The organism is Methylocystis sp. (assembly GCF_051062815.1).
Taxonomy (GTDB): Bacteria; Pseudomonadota; Alphaproteobacteria; order Rhizobiales; family Beijerinckiaceae; genus Methylocystis.
The window spans coordinates 48,953-71,730 of the sequence record NZ_JBPFDU010000088.1 but is presented as its reverse complement, the minus strand read 5'-3'; the positions used below and the strand labels follow the sequence as shown (position 1 = coordinate 71,730).

Annotated in this window: 20 protein-coding genes and 1 tRNA gene; 5 read left to right on the top strand and 16 right to left on the bottom strand. The window is 62.4% G+C overall.

Features of this window, described 5'->3' with window-relative positions:
* Nucleotides 1-67 precede the first annotated feature (67 nt).
* A complete protein-coding gene (locus ACR65W_RS18995) occupies nt 68-355 on the bottom strand; it encodes a hypothetical protein (protein WP_434503002.1) in 288 nt (95 codons plus the stop codon).
* A 9-nt stretch (nt 356-364) separates the two neighbouring features.
* On the opposite strand from ACR65W_RS18995, the gene ACR65W_RS18990 reads away from it, so the two are divergent.
* Complete coding sequence (locus ACR65W_RS18990) at nt 365-979, top strand: diguanylate cyclase (protein WP_246720611.1); 615 nt, start codon at nt 365-367, stop codon at nt 977-979.
* A 468-nt stretch (nt 980-1,447) separates the two neighbouring features.
* On the opposite strand, the gene ACR65W_RS18985 is transcribed toward ACR65W_RS18990, so the two are convergent.
* Entirely contained in the window at nt 1,448-1,711 is a 264-nt protein-coding gene (locus ACR65W_RS18985) for a hypothetical protein (RefSeq protein ID WP_434498759.1), read from the bottom strand.
* A 23-nt stretch (nt 1,712-1,734) separates the two neighbouring features.
* Between ACR65W_RS18985 and ACR65W_RS18980 the strand changes: the two genes are divergently transcribed.
* The 3 genes from ACR65W_RS18980 (at nt 1,735) to ACR65W_RS18970 (ending at nt 4,560) form a co-directional block, all read left to right on the top strand.
* Nucleotides 1,735-1,917, top strand: a complete 183-nt coding sequence (locus ACR65W_RS18980; RefSeq protein ID WP_434498758.1) for a hypothetical protein — start codon at nt 1,735-1,737, stop codon at nt 1,915-1,917.
* A gap of 76 nt (nt 1,918-1,993) precedes the next feature.
* The gene (locus ACR65W_RS18975; RefSeq protein ID WP_434498757.1) at nt 1,994-3,544 is read left to right on the top strand and encodes a CHAD domain-containing protein; all 1,551 of its coding nucleotides are present in this window, start codon (nt 1,994-1,996) and stop codon (nt 3,542-3,544) included.
* Between the two features lie 167 nt (nt 3,545-3,711).
* A complete protein-coding gene (locus ACR65W_RS18970; RefSeq protein ID WP_434498756.1) occupies nt 3,712-4,560 on the top strand; it encodes a hypothetical protein in 849 nt (282 codons plus the stop codon).
* Between the two features lie 53 nt (nt 4,561-4,613).
* Here the strand turns inward: ACR65W_RS18970 and ACR65W_RS18965 are convergent, their stop codons facing one another.
* From ACR65W_RS18965 to ACR65W_RS18915, 11 genes are all read right to left on the bottom strand, one after another.
* Entirely contained in the window at nt 4,614-4,742 is a 129-nt protein-coding gene (locus ACR65W_RS18965) for a hypothetical protein (protein WP_256034246.1), read from the bottom strand.
* Nucleotides 4,743-4,862: 120 nt separating this feature from the next.
* The gene (locus ACR65W_RS18960) at nt 4,863-6,569 is read right to left on the bottom strand and encodes a bifunctional protein-serine/threonine kinase/phosphatase (RefSeq protein WP_434498755.1); all 1,707 of its coding nucleotides are present in this window, start codon (nt 6,567-6,569) and stop codon (nt 4,863-4,865) included.
* Between the two features lie 14 nt (nt 6,570-6,583).
* Nucleotides 6,584-7,846 carry an MFS transporter gene (locus ACR65W_RS18955; protein WP_196399362.1) on the bottom strand — a complete coding sequence of 421 codons (1,263 nt, stop codon included), beginning with the start codon at nt 7,844-7,846 and terminating at the stop codon, nt 6,584-6,586.
* Nucleotides 7,827-10,607 carry a nitrate reductase gene (locus ACR65W_RS18950; RefSeq protein ID WP_434498754.1) on the bottom strand — a complete coding sequence of 927 codons (2,781 nt, stop codon included), beginning with the start codon at nt 10,605-10,607 and terminating at the stop codon, nt 7,827-7,829. Before ACR65W_RS18950 ends, ACR65W_RS18955 begins: the two co-directional genes overlap by 20 nt.
* 8 nt (nt 10,608-10,615) lie before the next feature.
* Nucleotides 10,616-12,196, bottom strand: a complete 1,581-nt coding sequence (locus ACR65W_RS18945) for a sulfite reductase subunit alpha (protein WP_434498843.1) — start codon at nt 12,194-12,196, stop codon at nt 10,616-10,618.
* Between the two features lie 5 nt (nt 12,197-12,201).
* The gene (locus tag ACR65W_RS18940) at nt 12,202-13,956 is read right to left on the bottom strand and encodes a NirA family protein (RefSeq protein WP_434498753.1); all 1,755 of its coding nucleotides are present in this window, start codon (nt 13,954-13,956) and stop codon (nt 12,202-12,204) included.
* A 1-nt stretch (nt 13,957) separates the two neighbouring features.
* Complete coding sequence (locus ACR65W_RS18935; RefSeq protein ID WP_434498752.1) at nt 13,958-15,187, bottom strand: NAD(P)/FAD-dependent oxidoreductase; 1,230 nt, start codon at nt 15,185-15,187, stop codon at nt 13,958-13,960.
* Nucleotides 15,188-15,514: 327 nt separating this feature from the next.
* A complete protein-coding gene (locus ACR65W_RS18930; RefSeq protein WP_434498751.1) occupies nt 15,515-16,663 on the bottom strand; it encodes a CmpA/NrtA family ABC transporter substrate-binding protein in 1,149 nt (382 codons plus the stop codon).
* Nucleotides 16,660-17,232 (bottom strand): ANTAR domain-containing response regulator, encoded by a 573-nt coding sequence (locus tag ACR65W_RS18925; RefSeq protein ID WP_434497726.1) that lies wholly within the window; start codon nt 17,230-17,232, stop codon nt 16,660-16,662. The genes ACR65W_RS18930 and ACR65W_RS18925 overlap by 4 nt, the downstream gene beginning before the upstream one ends.
* A gap of 97 nt (nt 17,233-17,329) precedes the next feature.
* Entirely contained in the window at nt 17,330-18,496 is a 1,167-nt protein-coding gene (locus tag ACR65W_RS18920; RefSeq protein ID WP_434498750.1) for an alpha-amylase, read from the bottom strand.
* 771 nt (nt 18,497-19,267) lie between these two features.
* A tRNA-Leu gene (locus tag ACR65W_RS18915) sits at nt 19,268-19,352 on the bottom strand.
* A 184-nt stretch (nt 19,353-19,536) separates the two neighbouring features.
* On the opposite strand from ACR65W_RS18915, the gene ACR65W_RS18910 reads away from it, so the two are divergent.
* Nucleotides 19,537-20,568: a complex I NDUFA9 subunit family protein gene (locus ACR65W_RS18910; RefSeq protein WP_434498749.1), complete on the top strand. Its 1,032-nt coding sequence runs from the start codon at nt 19,537-19,539 to the stop codon at nt 20,566-20,568.
* A 16-nt stretch (nt 20,569-20,584) separates the two neighbouring features.
* Here ACR65W_RS18910 and ACR65W_RS18905 read toward each other — a convergent pair whose 3' ends face one another.
* The 3 genes from ACR65W_RS18905 to ACR65W_RS18895 form a co-directional block, all read right to left on the bottom strand.
* Nucleotides 20,585-21,289, bottom strand: coding sequence for a sulfate transporter family protein (locus tag ACR65W_RS18905; RefSeq protein WP_434498748.1), 705 nt, complete (start codon nt 21,287-21,289; stop codon nt 20,585-20,587).
* A 126-nt stretch (nt 21,290-21,415) separates the two neighbouring features.
* The gene (locus ACR65W_RS18900) at nt 21,416-22,003 is read right to left on the bottom strand and encodes an SRPBCC family protein (protein WP_434498747.1); all 588 of its coding nucleotides are present in this window, start codon (nt 22,001-22,003) and stop codon (nt 21,416-21,418) included.
* A 63-nt stretch (nt 22,004-22,066) separates the two neighbouring features.
* Nucleotides 22,067-22,774 carry a 4'-phosphopantetheinyl transferase family protein gene (locus tag ACR65W_RS18895; protein WP_434498746.1) on the bottom strand — a complete coding sequence of 236 codons (708 nt, stop codon included), beginning with the start codon at nt 22,772-22,774 and terminating at the stop codon, nt 22,067-22,069.
* Between the last annotated feature and the right edge of the window lie 4 nt (nt 22,775-22,778).

The window sequence follows — 22,778 nt, the reverse complement described above, 5'->3', positions numbered from 1 at the left end:
AACCAAGTCCCTTATCAAGAATGTGACACTGAATTGGAATATTCTGCCGCGGAACGCGTGGCGCAAGCTACGCTGAAAACTTCGGTGCCCCATGCCCTTTTCCAAATTGAGCCGCGAGCAAAAGCGGACGACTCTGAATGAGCTCCGGCAGTCGCTTTTTCAGCACGATCTCTGGTACGAGAATTTCAACAGAACGATCATTTGCGATCAGGCTCCCGACGAACGGGACCTCCAGGAAGATGCGAACCACAGGTGGCCGCTCGGACAATGGCTGCATGGCGCCGGCGCCAGTCGTCTGGGTTCGCACCAAAGTTTTTCCCAGATTTTGCTCGCGCACGAGCTTATGCACCGGCACGCGGCAATCATGCTGCGAACCGCGTCGGAGCACCGGTCCATTCCTCTCGACGACTATGAATTGTTCCTGTCGGCCCTCAAGCAGGTTCGCGCCCAATTAGTGACCATCAAGCACGAACTCGAGGATGCGCTTCGCAATCGCGATCCGTTGACGGGCGCGGGGAACCATATCGCGATGTTGACGGCGTTGAGCGAGCGGCAGGCCCTCGCGCCGAGACCCACATGTCTCGCGATGATGGATCTGGATCACTTCAGGGAGGTGAACGACACATACGGCCATACGCTCGGCGATGAATTTCTCGTGCAATACGCAGAATTCGTGATGTCCCATTTGCGGCCCCATGATGAGTTTTTTCGCTTTGGAGGCGAGAAGTTCCTCTACTGCGCCGCGGATGCGGACCTGGAACAGGGTCGCGCAATCGCCGAGCAGTTACGAAAGGGCTTATCGGACAGGGAATTCTTCGTCGAAGGCTATTTGCCGCTCACGGTGACGGCTTCCTTCGGGCTTGCGCTCCTCGACCCATCCGTTCCGGTCGAGCAATCGATTGAGCGCGCCGACCAGGCGTTGCACGCCGCCAAAGCCGCAGGTCGCGATCGGATCGCGAATTGGCAGGCGCCAAACTAGCCCAGCATGGGGGATGAAATCGCACGCGCCGCTGAGGCGGCATGCGACTCGCACGGCAGCAAACCCCGCCGCCGCGGCGCACCCATTGGCGGTAGGTAGAACTCGTCCGTCACGAGAGCGTAACCGACAGGCGATAGCGATGCGGCTTTCAAAACCGCGAAATTTTCGCCCCGCCGGCGCCGAGTCGGCGGGGTTTTCTTCTGCGCTGGGAGAGCGTGACGAACAGGCGCGCGATCACAGACCTAAAGCCGAAAAGGTCCTCTCGGCCTTGGAGGGCGGCTCCTGCTCAATCGATTCAAAAACTGGTCGTCAGGCGACGCTTGCCGGAACGTTCGCGTGTTTCTAGATGAAGCCTACATGCAATCCAGGAACTTTGTTCAATCCCATGTTATCATTAATGTTTGGTAGCACGGGAACCGGAGTTTCGACGAACCTGGTCCTGCGAGAATGTTTAGCGCTGAACGCCGTTCAATCGCGGCGCGGTTTATTCGCCGCGCCTCCGAAGGATTTTGTGGCGAGAAGCTGCTCGCCCACGTCCATGGCGATTGCCCCGAGGCGACAAGACGAGATTTGACGGTAGGCGCTTTTATAGCGGTCACCCGAAAACAAGAGGACCAAGCCGCGGTTCTCGCCATTTATGACGTTGCCATTCTGCTTCGTCAGGCGAATAACTTGGGTCTGTAATCGATCGTGGCCGATGCACACTTGGCTCAGACCATCAATTCCAAGCAAAGTCACGCATTCAAGAGGACGACATGACAGATAGCGACAAAACCGAAGCGGAAATTTTGCAGCAGTGGATTGAGGCTGTCGGCGGCAGCATCTCTCTTGGAGAGAGCCTGTTGAAATCTGTAGAGGTGTCAAAAAGAGGCGATAAGCTGACGATCGTGCTGAAGAAAAAGAAGCTGAAAAAAGGGTCCGACCAAACACAGCCATAGTCGCTCCGGACCGACCCGCCGCGGTAGCGCCTGTCGAGCGCTACGCGCCGCTACAAAAATGATATAAATTCGTCACATGAGCGAGATCGAGCTAAAACTCCTGCTGGACAAGACAAAGTCGAGTGAGATCTGGGCGCGCGTAAAGGCATCGAAGCTGGCTCACGGCGCTCCTGTAACGAGAACGCTCAGAAGCATTTATCTCGATACGCCCGAGCACGCACTGAACAAAGCGGGAATTGCGCTGAGGCTCAGGCGCGATGGGCGGCGGTGGATTCAGGGCGTAAAAACCAGGGCGACCTTGCATGGCGGCCTATCGCAGGTCGGCGAGGTAGAGAACCCGGCGCCTGGCGGACGTCTGTGTCTCGATGCAATTTCTGACTCATCGATTCGGGACGAGATCGTTGACCGCGTCAACGGCGCCCCGCTTCAGCCCGTTTGCGAGACGGTGATCACGCGCAGGACGAGCGAGCTGATGCTTTCGGACGGGACGCGCGCGGAGCTCGCGCTCGACATTGGCGAAGTTCGGGCCGGCGAACGCTCTGCTGAACTCTCCGAGCTGGAAATCGAACTCCTCGCAGGCAACGCAAGCGGACTGTTCGACATTGCGCAAATCCTGGTTCCCGATGGCGGGTTGCAGTTCTCCCGACTATCCAAGGCCGCCCGCGGCTATTTGTTAGCCGAAGAGGGGCGGATTGATCAGCCGCTCGCGCCGCGCAACGCTCAAAATATTTTTCTCGATCCGGCGCAAACCGCCGAGCAAGCGGCGCGTGACGTCTTGCGCGAATGCCTCGATCAGATCGCCACGAATGTGCTCGTCGTTCGCCAGCTGGACGACGACGAAGGACCGCATCAGCTGAGGGTCGGACTGCGGCGATTGCGAAGCGCATTCTCGGTCTATGCTTCCGTATTGGGAAATGCGGTGATGAAACGGCTCGACGGCGAGGCGCGTTGGCTTGGCCGGGAGGTCGGGAGCCTGAGGGATCTTGATGTGGTGGCGAACGACATGGCGCGGCGGGAAGCCGAAACTCATCCCGACGAGCCCGGACTTTCAGCCCTCGCCGATGTGGTCTTGCGGCAGGCGCGAGAACGGCGCGAGCAGCTGCGCAAGCTTCTTGCCGGCGCGCGCGTGCAGGCCTTCCTCATTGATCTTGCGCGGTTCGTCGAGACGCGTGGCTGGCTTGTCGCGCAGGATTTCGGCCAGACCGAGCGGCTGGCGGCGCCGATTGCGGCCTTAGCGCGCCAGTCTCTCAACAAGCGTTGGAAGAAGACCGCCAAGCATGCTCGGGGACTTGCGACGCTGACCGTCGAACAGCGCCACGAGCTGCGCAAAGAGCTCAAAAAGCTGCGCTATGCAGTCGAGTTCTTTTGCTCCTTATATCCGGCGAAACGAATCGATCCTTTCTTGAAGCGGCTTAAGAAGCTGCAGACCGTGTTTGGCGACCTCAACGACGCCGCGACAATGAAAGCCCTGTTCACGGCAACGGATATTCCCGGTGCCGACGCTCCATCGGTACAGCGCGCCATCGGCTGGATGATCGGGGCGAGTCAGGCGCGCGCCGAATTGGGCTGGATCGGCGCCAAGGCGCTCTGGAAAGATCTCGAACAGACCCGCCCGTTCTGGAAATGACGATGTCGCAAGCGGCGCGCCAATGGGCGTTTCCTTGGCAATCTTTGGATTGCCGTTGGCGCGATGTTACATGGCCCCGTTAAATTGTTGGACGTTGAGGATTGCGGCGCGCGATACGATGCGCGCTGTCTTGTTGATGGATGTCCGATATTGGGAGACTGAAATCTATGCAGAGCGATCCGTTCAGCGAGATCAACGCCACCTTCCGAATGCTTTACGGCGCAAATCGCGACGAGGTGTTCGCATCGACGCCGGTCTCTGCGATCACATTGATCGGGACCGGCGAAATCTGGCGCATCGAGCATGGCGTGGTCGTAAAGTCCTATCCGCCAACGCCGTGGATAACTCAGATCAAGTCGTTGATGCATGCGGTCATCGGCGTCCAGGGAACCTGGGCGCGCCTGGTGCGCGGGAAGGACCTCGAGTCCGCACGGCTTGCGGCTGTCCGCCTGAATAGGGCGCTGGAGGAGGCTGTCTCGCGCCTGTCGCGTGAGCTGCCCGCCGAACTCGTGTCCCCCGCGCAAATCGTTCTGGGCCAGCTGCTTCAGCTCTCGGTCAACTGGGCCGCAGGTCAGATGGCGACGCCCGCGGAGCTCCCGGAAGCTCTCGAAAAGGTTCAGGTCGAACTTGAAAAGATTATCACCGCGGTGGGAGAGGCGGTCTACGCATCCATCGTCAGAGGCTTGCACGGCTTCATCGACGAGACCGACCCGGCCGTTTGGGAGACCTGTCTTGTCTGCGTTTGCGGCGTGGCCTTTGGGCGCCGCGACAATGTCGAAATCGCAGCCGCCATGTCGTTGATGGGCGAAGAGTCGGTCGGAACGCGGCTCCTCTATCTCGAGAATGCGCACGATCTGCCTCAGGCCATGGCGTGTTTGGCGGCGGCTCTCGCCGATAGAGATCTCGGAGAAGGCGTTTTCAACGATCCCTATCGCATGTGGCGCGATCTTCTAGGCGACGTCGCCGCCCGGCATGTTGGCAAAGGTTTCTTCCCCACGCTCGGCCGCGATCGATGACGATTGCGTTCTGCGCGTCGGCCAGCGCCGCTGCTGCGCGCGACTGCGAAGCGTCAGAAGAGCCCCGCATTATAGGCGGCGACGTGACTGAATTCGCCAAGGGCCATGGCGATGTTGAGCGCTTCGGCGGCCAATGCGATGGCGACGACTCCGAAAATGCCTGTCGTGATGATCGGTCCCATGACGTTCTCCCTTCTGCGTTAATCAGAAGTTAAGGAGAGACGCGCGCTGGCGCTGTGCGCCGACGCACAAGCCATGAACGCCGGAAATCGCCCGGCTCAAGGAGATTCCCTACGCCGCTCCTAGCGATAGAAAAGCGCGACCGCTAGTAAGAGAGCCAGCAGCAAACAGAGCGTTTGCCAGAATAGGACAGGGTTGCGTTCGTAGAGGGATTTCTTGCGCAGCGTCAACGGCTGCGCGCGCGCCGAGCCGTTTTCAAGCTCGAAGGCAAACTCCAACACGTCGCCGAAGCGATCGGCGCGCTCGACGGCGATCGCTTTGAGGATGGCGGCGTCGAGCCAGGACGGAAGGTCGGGTCTCTTGTGGGCGAGCGGCGGCGGCCTGGTGAAGCGAGGTCGGCTGAAGGGCTCGATTTCGCCGTAAGGATAGCAACGGCTGAACATGCGATAGACCGTCACGCCGAGCGCATAAAGATCCGACGCTTCGTCGCCGCCGGCGCCGTCGAAAAGCTCCGGGGCCATATAGCTCGGCGTGCCTGGCGCATGCGCTTCCGGCAAATTCTCAAGATTCGGCGCGCGACAGACGCCGAGATCGACGAGACGCAGCCCGCCATCCTTAAGCAAAATAACGTTATCCGGTTTGATGTCGCGGTGGATGACGCCGCAGCGGTGCAGGGTCGCGATGGCGCGCGACAGGCGCGTGGCGATTGAGGCGCCCTCAGCAAGGTCGATGCGCGGTTCGCGCCGCAGCCGCCGCTCCAACGTCTCGCCATCGTAATATGGCATCACCGAATACAGCCGGCTTTGTCTGCCCGGGAGCAGTTCGACGACTTCGCCGATGAACGGACTTCTCACCCGCGCCGCAACCCAGGCTTCATTGACGAAGGCGAGCCGGTAGGCCGCGTCATTGGCGACGTGCGGATGCGGAAATTTCAAAACGACCGCATTTCCGTTCTGCGTATCCGTCGCCCGCATCAGCCGACTGTAGCGCCCTTCGGAGAGAAGGCCGTCAATTCGAAAATCGTCGACAAGATCTCCGATCGCGGGCAGTTCGCCAATCCGCAAGGCTGCGAAGGCGCGCGACAGGGCGCGCTCGTCGGCGGGCGGCACATCGACGACGTCGATGACAAGCGCAGTGACATTGTCATGGCTGCCCGCCTCGAGCGCCGTCTGAACAATCCTCTCCGACGTTTCCTGCGGCCCGCCCCTTTCCGCGAGCAGCGCACGCAGCTTCGCGTCTGGCAACACGCCATGAACGCCGTCCGAACACAGCAGAAATCGATCATGCACATTGAGACTATGCATGCCTTGGTCGAATAAAAGCGCATCGTCGAAGCCGACCGCGCGAAGGAGCGCATGGGCGAAATCGCCGCGACCTAAGGTGTGATCTTTCGTCAGTCTTTCGAGGCTGGCGCCAGCGAGTCGGTAAACGCGCGTATCGCCAACATGGAGAATAAACGCCGTTCGGCGCGACAAGATCAGCGCGCTGAACGTCGTCGCCATGCCTTCCAATGAAAGATCGACTCTCGACTGAGCGGCGATCCAGCTGTTGGCCGCTTCGAGCGAACGGGCGGCGGCGCGACTGACGCCCAACGTCTCCGGCTGCGCATAGTAGCCGTCGATGAAGGCGCGGACGGCGGTCTCAGCCGCCGCGCGTCCGCCCTTGTGGCCGCCAACGCCATCGGCGACGGCGGCGACGACGCCCTGCAAGGCGCCGGCGCCGCCTGAACCCAGGCAAAATGCGACATAGTCCTGGTTGTCGGGCCGTCGGCCTTTTTGCGTCGCAAAGCCCGCTTCGATTCGAAGATCATGAACGACGCGGACCGACACGGCTGTTCCTCAGCTCAGATTCGCGCGCCGGAAACGGCGCCCCAGGTCGTGCGCCAGCGCGTCTTAACGAAGATCAAACCGACGAGACCGAGCAGCGCAAGGAAACCGAAGAAGACGAACCCGGCGGTGAAGCCGCCCGTCGCTCCTTTGGAATAGGCGAGCGTCTTGGCGAGGAAAAATCCGCCAAAACCACCCGCGGCGCCGACGAGGCCCGTCATCGCGCCGATCTCCCGGCGGAACCGCTGCGGCAGCAACTGAAACACCGCGCCATTGCCCATGCCGAGCGATAACACGCCGACAGAGAACAGAGCCACCGCTGCAAAGGCGACGGGCGGCAGCTGCATCAGACCCCAACCCGCAACGCCCTTCGCCGGGGCCGGTCCCGCCGGCAGAAAGGCGACGGCGAAATAGCAGGCGGAAACGAGAACGAAGAGGAAGCACAACGTCTTCACCCCGCCAATGCGGTCCGCGATATAGCCGCCGACGGGTCTGAAACCCGAACCGAAAGCGACGATCAGCGCGACCATGAGGCCAGCGGCGACTCCCGTGGCGTGATACTGCGTCGTGAAATAGAGCGGAAGCGCCGAAGCGAGACCAACGAAGCCGCCGAAGGTGATGAAGTAGAAAAACATGAACCAGCGGCTGTCGGAGTCCGCGAGCATTCTGCCGTAGTCGCCAAGAGCAATCGTCGTTTTGCCGCCGGGCGCGTCCTTAGCGGCCAGCGAATAAATGAGCAGCACCAACACCATCAGCGCGAGCAATACGCCATAAACGGCCTGCCAACCGTAAGCCTCGGCGATCGACGGCGCAAAAAGCGTGTCGAGCACGACCCCCATATTGCCGGCGCCGGCGATGCCCATCACCAGACCCTGATATTGCGGCGGATACCAGCGGCCGGCCTGCGGCAAGGCGACGGCGAAGGACGCGCCGGCGACGCCGAGGGACAAGCCGAACAGCGCGATCGCGATCGAGCTGCTCAGGCCAAAGACGCACACCAGAGATACGGCGAACATCACGATCGCCTGCGCGAGGATGCCCGTCATCTTCGGGCCGATCGCGTCGGCGAGGAGGCCGAGTGGAACGCGAAAGAAGGCGCCGCCGAGAACCGGAATCGCGACAAGCGAGAGTTTGTCCTCGACGGAAATCGGCATGTCTTTGGCGATGTAGATCATCAACGGCCCGAGCGAGACCCAGGCCATGAAGCTGATATCAAAGTAGAGGAAGGCCGCAAGCAGCGTCGGCCAATGACCGGCCTTTTTAAAATCCGACAGTTTCATCAGATGCTCCTTCTTTCATGCTTGTATGATCCTCTCGCGCCAAATCCATCGCAGACTTGGCGGCGAGAGAAATTTTGATGAGACGTTGAATTTCCGGTCGGCAGGAGCCGCAATTGGAGCCTGCGCGGGTGGCCTTGCCGACGTCGAGCGCCGAGCGGCAGCCTTGCCGGATTGCGGCTTCGATTTGCTTTTGGCCGACGCTAAAGCATGAACAGACGAGCGGACCGTCATCCGACAGCTGTCGGCCCGAGCGACCGGACAACAGCGACAGCCGCTCTGACTGATCGAGACGATCGCGGGCGAAGAGTTCGAGCGCGAGGTCCCAGGATTGTGCAACGGGAGACAAAGCCCAGATAAGCGTTGCACGATCCTCGACGAAGGCGGCGCCCGAAAAGCGGCTCTTCGTCTCATCGATCAATTGTGCGACGTCTTCGCACGCCGCAGCGGCGCGGATGATGTCTGTCCAGTCGTCATCCGACAGGTCGGCGGCGACGCGGTAGCCATAGCCATCAGCGACAGCGATTCGCGCCCACCACACGCCCTCGGGCAGCGTGATCGAGCCGCGCGAGAGGAGGAAGCCCTGGCGCGCAAAGCGCAAAGGGGTGACGATGGCGGGCGTCGCCTTGGATTCCGGCTGACCCGAGAAGGGGTCGACGAAGGGCGCGACGAGCGCGCCAATGCGCGCATCCTCTGCGGTTTCATCGGTCCAGTGGATCGGCGCGAAAACATGCCCGGCAGGCTGGCGATCCGTCGCCACCGCGCGCAAGACGCAGCTTCCATAGGGCGTCGCGACGCGAGCGAAGCCGCCGTCCTCTACTCCAAGATCCGTCGCATCCGACGGATGGATCTCGACAAAGGGTTCAGGAAGATGTCGCGCAAGGCGTGGGCTCGCGCCCGTGCGCGTCATGGTATGCCACTGATCGCGGATGCGGCCGGTGTTGAGCCGAAACGGAAAATCCTTCGTCAAGGTGGTCGCCAACGTCGGCTTCGCCGGCGCGATGAATGTGGCGCGTCCGCCCTGCGAGAAGAACGCGCCGTCGGCGAAGAGGCGCGTGCGGCCCTTGCCGTCGCCATCGCGGATTGGCCACTGCGTCGGCTCGAGCGCGTCATATTCAGCGTCGCTTAAGCGCGCGAGACCGCCAATATCGAAAGCCCGCGTTGCGTCATTCTCGAAAGCCGAAAGCGCGGCGTGTTCGCGAAAAACATCTGCGGATGAGCGGTAATCAAAACCTGAAAAGCCCATGCGTCGCGCGACATCCGCGAAGATCGCCCAGTCGGCGTGCGTTTCTCCCGGGGCGGGCATAAAGGCGCGCTGACGCGAGATTCGGCGCTCCGAATTCGTCACCGCGCCGCTCTTTTCGCCCCACGCCTGCGCCGGCAGGAGCAAATGCGCGCCGCTATTGATCGTATCGTTCGACGTCACATTGTCGGAGACGATGAAGAGTTCGAGCTTGCTAAGAGCGTCGCGCGCGGCATTGGCGTTTGGAAGCGACGCCGCCGGATTGGTTCCGACGACCCACAGCGCCTTGATGTCGCCGCGCGCGATGGCGTCGAACATCTGCACCGCCTTCAGCCCCTCGCGCGTCGCCATGCGCGGCGCATTCCAGAAGCGGCGAACGCGGTCGATGTTTGCGGGCTCAAAGTGCATATGCGCGGCGAGGCTGTTGGCGAGCCCGCCGACTTCGCGCCCACCCATGGCGTTGGGCTGACCCGTGAGCGAAAAGGGCGACGCGCCGGGCTTACCCACGCGGCCCGTCGCGAGATGGCAATTGATGATCGCGTTGACCTTGTCCGTTCCCTGCGCCGATTGATTGACGCCCTGCGAGAATGCCGTGACCGTGCGCGTCGTTCGCGCGAAGAGTTCGAAGAAGGCCGCAATATCGACCTCACGCAGCTGCGTCGACCTTGCAGTCGCTTCAATCGACGGCGCAATGTTCCGGACCGCGGTCAGAGCGCTTTCGAAACCGGTTGTGTATTGGCGAATATAGTCGGCGTCGAAGGCGCCGACTTTCGCGAGATAGACAAGCAGGCCGCAAAAAAGCGCCTGATCCGCGCCCGGCGCGATCTGCAGAAACAAGTCGGCGCTTTCGGCCGTCGGCGTGCGGCGCGTGTCGATGACGACGAGTTTGGCGCCGCGCTCCTCCTTGTTGCGCATGATGCGCTGGAACAGAATGGGATGACACCAGGCGGCGTTGGAGCCGACGAGCACGATGAGATCGGCTTCATCCAGATCGTCGTAACAGCCCGGCACGACGTCGGCGCCGAAGGCGCGCTTGTGGCCTGCGACCGTCGAGGCCATGCACAGGCGCGAATTGGTGTCGACGTTGGCCGAGCCGATAAAGCCCTTCATCAGCTTGTTGGCGACGTAATAATCCTCGGTCAGCAGTTGACCGGAGAGGTAGACCGCGACGGCGTCGGGACCGTGCTTGTCGACGATGCGGCGAAATCCCTCCGCGGCTTCGTCCAGCGCCGCATCCCAACTCACGCGCGCGAAGGCGCCGTCAGACTGACGACGCATCGGATAGAGAAGGCGCCCCTCCAGCCCAAGCGTTTCGCCGAGAGCTGAGCCCTTAGAACAGAGCCGGCCGAAATTTGCAGGATGGGCCGGATCGCCAGTCACGTCGGCGCCATTTGCGGACGCGAGCACGCCGCAACCGACGCCGCAATAGGGGCAGGTCGAGCGCGTCGTCGTCGCCTGAACAGGCGCGATGCTGCTGTGCGGATTTTCAAGCGGCATGGGCGTCAGGACTTCATCGAGCATGAGCGGCCTCAATAGACGTCCTGTTGATAGCGCCCGCTCTTCTTGAGCTGCGCGACGAAGGCGACCGCTTCATCGGCGTTGCGGGCGCCGAATTCGGCGACGACGTCGACAAGCGCGCGCTCAACATCTTTGGCCATGCGCTGCGCATCGCCGCAGACATAAAAATGCGCGCCTTCCGCAAGCCACGCCCATAATTCACGGCCGGACTGGCGCATGCGGTCCTGCACATAGAATTTTTCCGCGCCATCACGCGACCAGGCGAGCGACAGACGCGTGAGCAGATTTGTCGCCTTCATCGTTTCGAATTCGTCGGCGTAGAAGAAATCGCAGGCCGAACGCTGGTGTCCAAAGAAGAGCCAGTTCCTGCCGGGCGCGCGGGTCGCCGCGCGCTCATGCAGAAAGGCGCGAAATGGCGCAACGCCGGTGCCAGGCCCGATCATGATGATCGGCGTCGCGGGATCATCTGGCAGGGCGAAGCCATGCGCCGACTGCACATAGACCGGAAGGCTGTCGCCCGGCGCGATGCGCTCGGCCAGAAAGGTCGAGGCGACGCCGAGACGCTTGCGCTTGCCGACGACATACCGAACCGCGTCGACAGTCAGCGAGAGGCGTCCCGGCGTCGCCCTGGGGGACGAGGAGATGGAGTAAAGGCGCGGCTGCAGCGGCTCCAACGCTTCGACAAAAGCCTCAGGATGTGGCCGGGCGCCTGGAAATTTCTGCAGCACGGAGAGCACGTCGAGCGTCGCCGCGTCGCCGTCAGGATCTTTGCCCTGCGCCAGCAAACGCGCCTTCTCCCGCTGCGCGCCGCCGGTGATGAAGGAGATCAACTCGAAAAGCGCATCAGACGCCGGAGACAGCGAAACGTCACTGAGCAAGGCGTCGCGAAGAGTTTTGTCGCGCACCGGCGTCACATGCGAGGCGCCGAGCATGGCGATGATCTGATCGACGAGGCCAAGATCATTTTGGGGAAACACGCCGAAACTGTCACCGACTTGGTAATTCAGTTCGCTCGCGCCAAGATCGAACTCGATATGCCAAGTGTCTTTTTCCGAGCCGTCCTTGTTCAGCCGACGGCGAGAAGCGAAAGTCGCGCGCACCGGATTGTCGCGCGAGCAGCCGGGCGACGTAGCGACGTCGGGCTCAACCTGCGCAACAGTGGTCGGCGCTGGCGAAGGTTGATCCAGCTCCGCCGCAAGCGCCTTCAGCATGCGCGCCGTGTCCTTGCCGCCGGGCGCGCAGAGATTGAGGCGCGCTTCCTTCTTAGAGGCCAGAGCGTCCGCATAGGTCTCGCAAATGTAGCCGCACTGGCCGCAGTCCTGTTGCGCCATGGCCGCCATCAAACGGCGACGCAGCGGACGGCCTTGGGCAAGCTGCATGCGCGATTCGAGCGCCAGCGTCTGGTCATGCCACGGCGCCTCGCCATCGTCGCTATCGGCGCCAGCCATTACGGCGGCGTTGGCCTCTGGCGAGAGCGGCGTGATCGAGCTGTCATCGGGCGCGGCGAAGCCGGCAAAGAAGCCGCTGAGCCAGGCGCGCTGCTCGGGCGTGAAAGGCGCGTTCGGCGGGATGAGAAACGGCGGAGAGGACATATGGGTCACGCCACGCTCTCCTCATTGGCGAGACGACGCAGCGTCTCGATGTCGTGACGGCGCGCGAAGCCGACAAAGGTTTCGTCCGCGTTCGCCCGGTTCTTTCGATAGGCGCGCAGAATTTTCGCCACCATTTCCGGCGCCTCTTCCGCTTTCACATTTTGATAAAATTCGGAGGCGATGCCGGCGTCCTCCGCAAAGCCGCCGCCGACGAGAATGTGATAGCCCTCGACCGCGTCGCCCTCGTCGTTCACCGGCACGCGCGCGCCGATCAGTCCGATGTCGCCGATGTAATGCTGCGCGCATGAATGATGACAGCCAGTGAGGTGAATGTTGATCGGCGTGTCGATCGGCGCCGCCGTCTCGCAATAGGCGGCGATTTCTTCCGCATGCCGCTTGGTGTCGGCGGCGGCGAAACGGCAACCGGAATTACCCGTGCAGGCGACGAGTCCGGCGCGAATCGGCGAGGCCTGCGTCGAAAGACCGAGCGCCTCGATCATCGCGACAGATTCCGCGACGTGCTCGTCGGCGACGCCGGTGATCAGCACATTCTGCCACACGGTGAGACGCAGTCCGCCATCGCCGAATTGGCGCGCGATCTCGGCGAGACCGCGCGCCTGCTCGGGGGTGAAACGACCGACCGGCAGCATTACGCCGATCCAATTGAAGCCCGGCTGCTTTTGCGGATGCACGCCGATATGCGCGGCGCGATCCTGACGCGGGCGCGCTTCGATCGCGTCGGCGTCAACGCGAAGCAGCTTGCGGCCGAGCTTGTCTTCGACCGCTGCAAGGAATTTGTCGAAGCCCCAGGCGTCGAGCACATATTTGAGCCGCGCCTTGGCGCGGTTGGTGCGATCGCCTTGTTCGATGAAGACCCGCAGAATTTTGTCGGCGACCTCCACCGCCTCGTCCGGCGAAACGATGACGCCCGTGTCGCGCGCGAAATCCTTGTGACCGGTGATTCCGCCGAGCGCGAGACGGAAATAGACTCCCGGCGCGACGCCATGCTCGTCGTTCACGACAACGGCCTGAAAGCCGATGTCATTGGTGTCTTCCAGCGCGCCGATCAATCCAGCGCCGTCAAAGGCGATATTGAACTTGCGCGGGAGGCCGTATAGCGAGCGGTCGTTGAGGATGTGATGATGCATCTCGCGCGCATAGGGGCGCGTGTCGATGAGTTCCTGCGGATCGACGCCGGCGGTCGGCGTGCCGGTGATGTTGCGGATATTGTCGGCGCCGGAGCCCTTGCTCCACAGTCCGAGATCCTGAATCGCCTCAAGGATATTTGTGGCGTTTTTCGGCGCGATCTCGCGGATCTGGATATTGGCGCGCGTCGTCACATGCAGATAGTCGCCGCCGTAATTTTCCGCGAGATCCGCAAGACCGGCGAATTGCCAATGGTTGAGCGCGCCATTGGGAATGCGCAGCCGGCACATATAGGAATCCTGCGCCGGCGCGACATAGAAGAGTCCATAGTAGCGCCAACGGAAATTGTCGGCGGGCTTGGGGGGCGCGTTCTCTTTCGCTTGAACGACAAGCCGCGGCCAGGCGTCGAACGGATGCTCTTCGCGCTTCCATTTTTCCTGATCGTTGAGCTTGCCGCCTGCGGTCGTGACGCGGTCCTGCGCGGATAAGGGCGCGGCGTCCGGTCCCATCGGCTGCGCTTGCGAGGGCGTCGCCTTTTGTCCGCCGCGCGCGGAGAAGCCGGCTGCAAAACCTTCGAGATAGCGCTTCTGGTCGAGCGTGAAATCGACGGACATTTCAGGCCGCCTCTTGCATCGGCGCGCCGAACATCAATTCGTCGCACATAGATGAAATGTCCGCGCCGGAGCGGATGAGATCGAGAATATCTGCGGCTCCGTTCGTATCTCCCACCAGGATCGCGCCCACGAGCCTGTCGTCGCGCACGACAAGCTTCCGATAAATTCCCATGCGCGGGTCCTTGCAGACGATGCGGCGCGCATCGCCTTCGCCGAGATAATCGCCGGCCGAGAAAACGCGCACGCCGGAGACTTTCAGATTGGTGGAGACGACGCTGCCGCCATAGGACGCGTCTTGTCCGGCGAGTCGCATGGCGAGAACGCGCCCCTGCTCATAGGCGGGCTCGACGAGGCCGTAACAGACGCCGCGATGTTCGGCGCATTCGCCGATGGCGAAAACGCCGGCTTCGCTTGTCTTCAAGCTATCGTCGACCTTCACGCCTCGCCCGACGTCAAGACCGGCCTGTCGCGCGAGTTCGGCGTTGGGCTGAATGCCGACGGCGAAAATCACGGCGTCGGCCGGAATCATTTGTCCATCGGCGAACTCTACATTCTCGACTCGGCCCGAACCGCTGATGCGCGTCGCGTTGGCGTTAAGAAGCACGCGCACGCCTTTTTCTTCGACGAGGCGGCGCAAGATGTCGGCGCCGGCCGCATCGAGTTGGCGTTCCATCAGCCGATCCATGACATGGGCGAGCGTCACGCCGACGCCGCGCCGCGCAAGCCCATAGGCCGCCTCCAGTCCGAGAAGGCCGCCGCCAATCACAAGCGCGCGCATCTCCTTTCCCAACCGCGACAGCGCGTCGACGTCCTCCACGTCGCGAAACACATGAACGCCGGGAAGATCGGCGCCCTCGATCGGCAGCCTTGCCGCGCGCGACCCGGTGGCGAGCGCGACTTTCGAATAGTCGACGCTCTCGCCATTATCGAGAAGGAGGCGCCGCGCCGCGGCGTTGATCTTGATGACCTTGCGGCCGCTCAGAACCTCAACGCCGGCGGCCCGCCACCATTGCCGGGGCTTGAGCTCGATGTCGTCGACCGACAATTCCCCGGCCAGCACCGAAGACAGCAGCACCCGATTATAGGCAAGCCGCGGTTCGTCGCCGATCACGAGAATGTCGTATCGACCCGGCGCCCGGTTCGTCAGCTCCTCGACGAAACGCGTGGCCGCCATGCCGGCGCCGACGACGACAAGCTTCTCGCGACTCTTACAATCCTGCAATCCAGTCATGTGTCGACTCTGCTGAACGGCCGAACGGTCCGGTCACAGGTCGCGTTGCCTTAAGTGTGATGAGAATGGGCAAGACGACCAAAGCGCGACGCAAGCTGCGAAATCGCTTCTGTGACGGAGCCCAGCTTTGGGCTCGTTCCGGCGGACCGGCGGTCGTCGTTGACCGATGAGGTGATTGCACATTCCGGGCCAGAGGCGCCGGCGGGCTTTTTCCTGCAGAATGCGGGCGTTTGGCGCTGACCAACGGCGGCAGGCGGCATTTTGCGGCGCCGAATGCTTAGGCGCGAGGCGCCTAACGGCTGTCCCTTTTGAGCATCAGTTCAGCGCTCACAGACGCTGTCCGATATCGAAACCGGCGAGATAGTCCGCGTAGCTCCGGCCGCCGAAAGAGGGTCCCGCAAAGGCCCCGATTTCGCGCTGAATGTGCGCGCAATCAATGGCGGCGTCGAAAAGATCCGGGCGCAGGACGCTCTTCGCGCGATCGGCCAACTCTGGCGAATGGCGCGTCTGCCCCCAGCGAAGCATTTGCGCATAGATCCACTCGGCTTGCCGTGGATCCGGCCGCATGGCGCCGTCTCTTCCAATGATGAGGTAGTTGGCGTCGCTTCGTTCGTCGCGCGCCTTAACGCGCAAATTGCCCGTGAGCACGCGGCGGATGATCTCGGCGTCGACGCCGACATATTCCGGCCGCGAGAGGATTTGCGAAACCTCGCCTAGGTTTTGCGGCTCGTCGACGAAGGCGGCCCCCCTATCGAGCGCGCGGATCAGCGCGGCGACGAGATTATGATCATCGTCGGCGAAGCTTTCGCGCAGAGCGAGGACTTTCTCGGGCGCGCTCGCGAAAATCTCGCAGCCGAAATGCAGAATGACGCCAACGCCGGCGTCGACCGCGACAGAACTCCAGGGCGCGCCGACGCAAAAGCCGTCGAGCTGGCCGCGCGCCAGATTTTCGACCATGTAGGGCGGCGGCAGAACGATCAACCGCAGGTCTTCATCCGGATCGACGCCGCCTTCGGCCATCCAGTAGCGCAGCTGATAATTGTGCATGGAAAAAGGAAAGGTCATGCCGAAGGTCAAAGGCTCACGTCCCTCGGCCCGTCGCCGCGCGACGAGCTTAGCGAGCGCGCGGGCGGTTTGCGCCGGATGCGCCACCTCGCCTTCCGCGGCGAGTTCCCCATAAAGCGCTGTCGACACCGCGATCGCATTGCCGTTCATCGCGAGATTCATCGGCGCGACAAGCGGGACTCGCACATGGCCCAGTCCGAGCGTGGAAGCGACCGCCATCGGCGCCAGAAGATGCGCCGCGTCGAAACGGCCGATGGCGAGCTTGTCTCTAATATTCGCCCAAGACGCTTCGCGGATCAGTTCGATGTCGAGACCTTCCGCCTTGGCGAAGCCCTTATGCGCGGCAATCAACAGCGCGGCGGCGTCGACGAGCGGAATGAACCCGATTTTCACATGCGCTTCGCCGGTCATTTAAACATCTCCGCCGCAGTGATGACCGAGCGTGCAATTTCGATAATCTTTTTGTTTTCGCGCATGGCGGCGCCGCGCAGCATCTTGTAGGCGTCGTCTTCGGAAAGCTTCTTCGCCTTCATCAATATGCCTTTGGCGCGTTCGATCGTCTTGCGCTCCTCGAGATCGGATTTGGCCTGCTCGAGATCATCCTGAAGCTTCGAGAAGGCATTGAACCGCGACACGCACAGATCGAGGATCGATTTGATGCGCTCCTTTTTCAATCCGTCGACGATATAGGCCGAGACGCCAGCGTCGACCGAGGCTTGAATTGACGCCGTATCGCTCTGATCGACAAACATGGCGATCGGCCGACGCACGGCGCGACTGACCTGAAACATTTGTTCAAGCGTATCGCGCGAAGGATTCTCGAGATCAATCAGAATCACGTCGGGGTCGCTGGCGTAGATGTGCTTCAGCAGATTGTGCATCTCGCTGATGCGCTCGACCTGCGTGAAGCCGGCGTCACGCAGTCCCTCCTCGAGGATCAACGAGCGAATGGGGCTTTCGTCGACAATGACGATCTTCAATTCACGGCGTCCAGTGAGCGCATGTATCGGTCGCGCCAGCGGCGGCGCATCGCCGAAAGTCTCCGCGATCCGCCCGCCGGGCCGCGACCAACGCACGTTATATCTTGAAGCGCAACGACATGCCCGCCTGCCAGTTTTTCATGATCTGCGGACCGTTGAGATTCTGATAGACGGGCAAACCGGCCTCGACCGCGACCGTCGCATTGTCATAGCCGACAAATTTGCCGCTGATCGTCGCGCCGCCGAAGAGTTCGACCCGCTGCCCGCCGTAAAAGGCCGGATTTGCCGGCACGGCCGGGCCGCGGATTTCAGGATCGAAGCCGCGAATCGGGCCCTGCGTCGAACCGCTCACGCGGAAGGTGGTGGTGAGTCCGGGCGTCCAAGTATAGCCGCCCCAGGCGTTGAATTCATGCAGATCGCCCCAGCGGTAGCCCCCGGAAGGAGTGGGGCCGAGCGGGAAGCGCAGGCGATATTCGAGCAGGTAGTCCCAGGAATAGCCCAGTGAATTTGCGGCCAGAGGGAAGCGCCCGCGATAGCCGAGACCCCACGACCATGGTCCCAGATAGCCTGCATAGACGATGCCCGGTAGGAAATCGAATGTGCCCGTGCCGGGCTGCATCCCGTAGAACGCGCGGACGTTGCGGCGGGTGCCGTCGGGCAAGAGAAAGTCCTTGAACGTGGCCGTGTAGCTGCCGGCGGGGAAGGAGATGCCAAGCGAGAGCTGGATGCGGTGGACGTCGTCCTGATAGATGCGATAGACGCCCGACAAAGTGACGTCGGCAAGGCTCGTCGTTCCCGGCAAACTCCTGCCGAGCGGCAAAATGCCCGACGCGCCCTTGAAGGTTAGCGCGTTGAGATTTTTCTCTATCATGCCGGCCGTGAGCACCACCGCGAAATCTTTCGTGACGCCGTAGCTCAGGCCGGCAATTTGCGTCGCGACCGCAATGTTTTGCGGAATAATACGCACAGTCTGCTTGGGATTGAGAAAGAACGGCACCGTCGTGACGATATATTCGTTTGAGACCGTGCGCGTTCCCATTTTGATGCCCGACAGATTGGCGAACACCGGCGTAATGGAGAAAACGAGTTTGCCGGCGGCCGGCATATCGGCGCCGAACACCCCCATGGGCGCCGGCGGCGGCGGAGGCGGCGCGGGCGCAGCGAGCGATGGCGGCGGCGCTTGCACTTGTATCGAAGTCGCCTCGGACGGCGCGTTCTTGCGGGGCGCGGCGTTCGCGTCGGTCGCGACGAGCGCGGCCGCCACGACTATCAATCTTGCGCCGCGCCATGGCGGCTGTCGGCGCATCGATCGCTGGGACTGTGCTCTCTTCATAACGAACCTCATCTGCATCTCGCCTGCGCGCGCCCCAGAAACGAAAAAAGCCGCTGCCTGAACGCCTGCGAAGCAGACGTTCAGGACAGCGGCGATGCTGGGGGCCCTTCTGTGGACCGGGTGACGTCGCAAGCGACGCCCTCGCGCCAAACGGATGCAATGAAGGCGCCACCTACAGCCAAGCTGTATGGCGCGAGTCGCTTAGTCGCGCTGAACGACAGGCTTTTGCGAGCGTTTGCGGTTACACACGCTGGCAAGCGAAACGTTCACGAGGAACCATTCGCGTGGCGCGCTTTGCATGAGAGGCGGCAGCGAGCGCTGAAAAAATTCGCATTCTGCCGCCAACAGCGACAGCGCTCGGTTTTTCTTGACCGGCAGTATAAAGGAGCGCTGTGGGAGGGACGGTCTATAATCGGGCTACGACGTCGACGATTTTTATATTGCGGAGATCGTCAGCGCTCGCCGAGCTTGAAGCCGAATTCGCATTCGCTCGAGCCGCTCGACCATTCGAAGCTATGATTCGCAGACTTGCTGGACGCTACGATATGCGTGCGGCTTCCGCAGCTGCCCTCGCCCCATAAACGGACGGGCCCGATAACCGCCGCTGGACTTCCGAGTCCCGGCGCGAGGCGACCAGGGCGACGCCTTCGTAGACTGAAAACGGCTGACGAGACGTCTTCAGACGTGTTTGAGATGAGTGCTTGGTGCCCAGGAGAGGACTCGAACCTCCACGGCTTTCACCACTGGTACCTGAAACCAGCGCGTCTACCAATTCCGCCACCTGGGCTTAGAGCGCGTCTCATAGGGGCAGCGGACGCCTCGTGTCAATGCGCGCTTCACGCAAAACCGCATGGCCGCCCAGGTCGCGGAGGCGCCCGCCTCGCGCATTTCCTTCGTCGTCAAATTTCGCTAGAGCCATAGCGACCATTTTTCCGGCGGGAGCCGGCGCGGCGCAAGCGGAGCAAATCGCGATGATCGGCGACAATAACCAGACCATTGGCGAAGGACGGGTGGTGACGGTGTTCGGCGGCTCCGGCTTTGTCGGCCGTTACGTCGTCCGGGCGCTGGCGCGCGACGGCTGGCGTGTGCGCGTCGCCTGCCGGCGGCCCGACCTTGCCTTCTTTCTTCAGCCGCTCGGCCGCGTCGGCCAGGTGATGGCGGTGCAGGCCAATGTGCGCAGTCCCGAGTCGATTGCGGCGGCCCTGCGCGGCGCCTCGGCGGTGGTTAATCTTGTCGGCATTCTTGCTGAAACCGGCGCGCAGAAATTCTCGACCGTTCAGGCTGGCGGCGCGCGCGTGATCGCCGAGGCGGCGAAAGCCGCCGGCATCGCCAATGTCGTCCACATCTCCGCCATCGGCGCGGATCCGCAGTCGCCCTCGGCCTATGGCCGAAGCAAGGCGGAAGGCGAAGCCGCCATGCTTGCGGCGGTTCCTGCCGCGGTCATCCTGCGCCCTTCAGTGATTTTCGGGCCGGAAGATGATTTCTTCAACCGCTTCGCCACCATGGCGCGCTACTTTCCCGTCGTGCCGATCGTCGGAGCCGAGACGAAATTCCAACCGGTCTATGTCGGCGACGTCGCCGACGCAGTGGCGATCGCGCTCGCCGGCCGCGCCAAGCCGGGCGCCGCTTATGAACTCGGCGGTCCGGAGGTCAAAAGCTTCGCGGAGATCGTCGATTATGTTCTGAAGGTCACGCAGCGCCAGCGCCGCCTTCTGAAACTCTCCTTCGGCGCAGGCAAGCTTATGGCCAGCGTGACGCAAATGCTGACCAAGCTTTCGCTCGGACTGTTCCCGAAGCTCTTGCGCATGACGCGTGATCAGGTCGAATTGCTCAAGCACGACAATGTCGTCAGCGACGCGGCCAAGGCGGACGCGCGCACCCTCCAGGGGCTCGGAATCGCTGATCCGCAATCGATCGAGTCGATCGTGCCGACCTATCTCTATCGCTTCCGCAAGGTGGGGCAATATCAGACGCAGCGGCTGGGCGAATCCGCCTCGCGTTGACGACGTCGCTTCCGAGCTAGCGCCGACGGGCGGACTGCGTCGTTTCCCCACGCGGGTGTGGCGGCAGCATCCGATGGATGCGGGTCATGAAAGCGACGGCAAAGAGCGGCGTCAGCACATTCAGTCCCGGCGTCGCGACGAAGACGGCGATGAACAGTCCGGCGACGAAGAGCCATAGCGCATGGCGACGGCGCAACTCTTCCGACTCTTGCAGCGAACGAAAGCGCGTCGCGGCGAAGAGAAAATATTCGCGACCGAAGAGATAGGCGTTGGCGAGCAGAAAGGCCGCGGCGTTTATTCCCGGCACGAACAGCAGCAGCAGCGCGAAAAAATTGACGATCGCCGAAATCCCAGCGAAGCGCAGTCCCATGAAAATCGCCTGGGTCGCCGGAATGGCGCGACCGTGTTGTCCCGGCGGATAGAGGTCCGCTTCGACGTGATCGGCGAGATCGTCGAGGAATAATCCCGAAACCAGCACGGAGACGGGGGCGATGAGAAACGCCATCAGGAAGAACAGTCCGGCGCCCGTCGCATAGGTGAGAGCCGTCCGCAGCCAAGGATGCTCGACCATCACGAAGGACATGGCGAGCTTATCGAGACCGACCCAGGCCAGCGCCAGCAGCAGGAAGGTCATGCCCAGACTCTTGACGAGGACCGCGCGGAACGGCGGCGTCACGATCTGGCGCAGCGCCGCCAAAGCGGCCTCGAACATTTCGGTCATGCGAGTCAATCACCTGCATCAATCAGCGAGTCGCGCCGCGGAAATCGGCGAGCGCGTTGCGGCCGCCATCCAGATGGCGTTTCGCAGCGCGCGACGCAAGAGCCGCGCGGGGTCAGAGGTCTGTCGCTATGTGCTGAGATGCGCGCCGAGATTTTCGAGGCCTTTCTCGAACTGGTCGCCGATCATCTTGTCGCGGCTGATGAAGATGTTCATCGCCTTGCTGGCGAGACTGGCGTTGCCGGACATGCTCCAAACGACATGAGTCTTATGCGCCGCAGAATCGCCGCCCAAACCCAGCGTGCGCGCGAGCCAGCGACCTTTCGTCAGTTCGCCGTCAGGAGCGAGAAAAAAGGTCACGTCGTTGGCCGCGGCAAAGGGCTTCCGCATATCGAGTCTGAGATCCACGCGCTCGCTCGGCCGACTGTCGACGATGGTCATGCGACCTGCGCCGACATTCCTGTCGCCGGCCCATTCGAAGGCGGCGCCGGGGCCGGCGGCGGGGCCCTCGTAACGGGTTTCAGCGCTTGGATCGAGTTTCGCCCAGGGCGACCAAGATTCCCAATTGCGCAGATTGTTGATCGCCGCGAAAACCTGGCGCGGCGGCGCATTGATGACCGCCTCGCGCCGCACCACGAAACGATCCGGCTGAAGATAAACGGCCAACGCAAGCAAAGCGGCGCCATAGCAAATGACGATAAAGAGCAAGGTGGTCATGAATCTCCTCCAATGCCTGCGCGACAACAGTCCGCGACAGAACTAGCGCGCCGGGCTCAGGCTTCAAACGATTTGCCCCGTCCGGATCAGCGCGCTCACGCGCGCTTCCTCGATTCGGAAAGTGACGTCGTCGCCGCGCGCCGCCGCAGCGACGAAGAAACCCGCGCGCCGCCATTGCGCAACGCCGTAGCTCTCGTCGGGACCGCTGCTAACGGCGAGCGGCGACAGGCTCACGACAAAGCTGTCGAGCCCGCCCGCCAGGCCGCGCCCGTCCGCCTTCAAGACAGCCTCCTTGAGAGTCCAGATCGCAAAGAAAACTTCGCTCTGCGACTCCGGATCGGACTGGGCGCGCACGATCGCGGCCTCTTCGGGCGCAAAGAAGCGCTCGGCCACCTTCAACGCGTCTCGCGGCTTGAGAAATGATTCGACGTCGACGCCGACGTCGCGTCCCGACGCGATCGCCACGGCGGCCATGCCCCGGGTATGCGACAGGCTGACGTCAAGGCCGGTGCGCGGCGACAGCAGGAAGGGCTTGCCGTGCGGCGTCACGCCAAATCGCCACGCGGCGGGCGCAACCCATTTCGCGCGCTCGGAAAGGCTTGCGCGCAACAGCGCATGCGCGGCGACATAGGCGCGGCGATCGGATTCGAAAGCGAAACGCGCCGCCCGCGCTGTTTCGGCTTCGTCGAGAAGCGCAGCGAGCTTCGGCCATTCGTCGTCGGCGATCTGCGCGACGTCGATGAAGAACACATCGACGAAGGCGGCGGACATCTCA

What these genes read in the sequence shown, in the direction of transcription:
- ACR65W_RS18990 (WP_246720611.1), top strand. Translation starts at nt 365, where the DNA reads ATGCTGCGAACCGCGTCGGAGCACCGGTCCATTCCTCTCGACGACTAT.
- ACR65W_RS18980 (WP_434498758.1), top strand. Translation starts at nt 1,735, where the DNA reads ATGACAGATAGCGACAAAACCGAAGCGGAAATTTTGCAGCAGTGGATT.
- ACR65W_RS18975 (WP_434498757.1), top strand. Translation starts at nt 1,994, where the DNA reads ATGAGCGAGATCGAGCTAAAACTCCTGCTGGACAAGACAAAGTCGAGT.
- ACR65W_RS18970 (WP_434498756.1), top strand. Translation starts at nt 3,712, where the DNA reads ATGCAGAGCGATCCGTTCAGCGAGATCAACGCCACCTTCCGAATGCTT.
- ACR65W_RS18965 (WP_256034246.1), bottom strand. Translation starts at nt 4,742, where the DNA reads ATGGGACCGATCATCACGACAGGCATTTTCGGAGTCGTCGCCATCGCA.
- ACR65W_RS18955 (WP_196399362.1), bottom strand. Translation starts at nt 7,846, where the DNA reads ATGAAACTGTCGGATTTTAAAAAGGCCGGTCATTGGCCGACGCTGCTT.
- ACR65W_RS18950 (WP_434498754.1), bottom strand. Translation starts at nt 10,607, where the DNA reads ATGCTCGATGAAGTCCTGACGCCCATGCCGCTTGAAAATCCGCACAGC.
- ACR65W_RS18945 (WP_434498843.1), bottom strand. Translation starts at nt 12,196, where the DNA reads ATGTCCTCTCCGCCGTTTCTCATCCCGCCGAACGCGCCTTTCACGCCC.
- ACR65W_RS18940 (WP_434498753.1), bottom strand. Translation starts at nt 13,956, where the DNA reads ATGTCCGTCGATTTCACGCTCGACCAGAAGCGCTATCTCGAAGGTTTT.
- ACR65W_RS18935 (WP_434498752.1), bottom strand. Translation starts at nt 15,187, where the DNA reads ATGACTGGATTGCAGGATTGTAAGAGTCGCGAGAAGCTTGTCGTCGTC.
- ACR65W_RS18930 (WP_434498751.1), bottom strand. Translation starts at nt 16,663, where the DNA reads ATGACCGGCGAAGCGCATGTGAAAATCGGGTTCATTCCGCTCGTCGAC.
- ACR65W_RS18910 (WP_434498749.1), top strand. Translation starts at nt 19,537, where the DNA reads ATGATCGGCGACAATAACCAGACCATTGGCGAAGGACGGGTGGTGACG.
- ACR65W_RS18905 (WP_434498748.1), bottom strand. Translation starts at nt 21,289, where the DNA reads ATGACCGAAATGTTCGAGGCCGCTTTGGCGGCGCTGCGCCAGATCGTG.
- ACR65W_RS18900 (WP_434498747.1), bottom strand. Translation starts at nt 22,003, where the DNA reads ATGACCACCTTGCTCTTTATCGTCATTTGCTATGGCGCCGCTTTGCTT.
- ACR65W_RS18895 (WP_434498746.1), bottom strand. Translation starts at nt 22,774, where the DNA reads ATGTCCGCCGCCTTCGTCGATGTGTTCTTCATCGACGTCGCGCAGATC.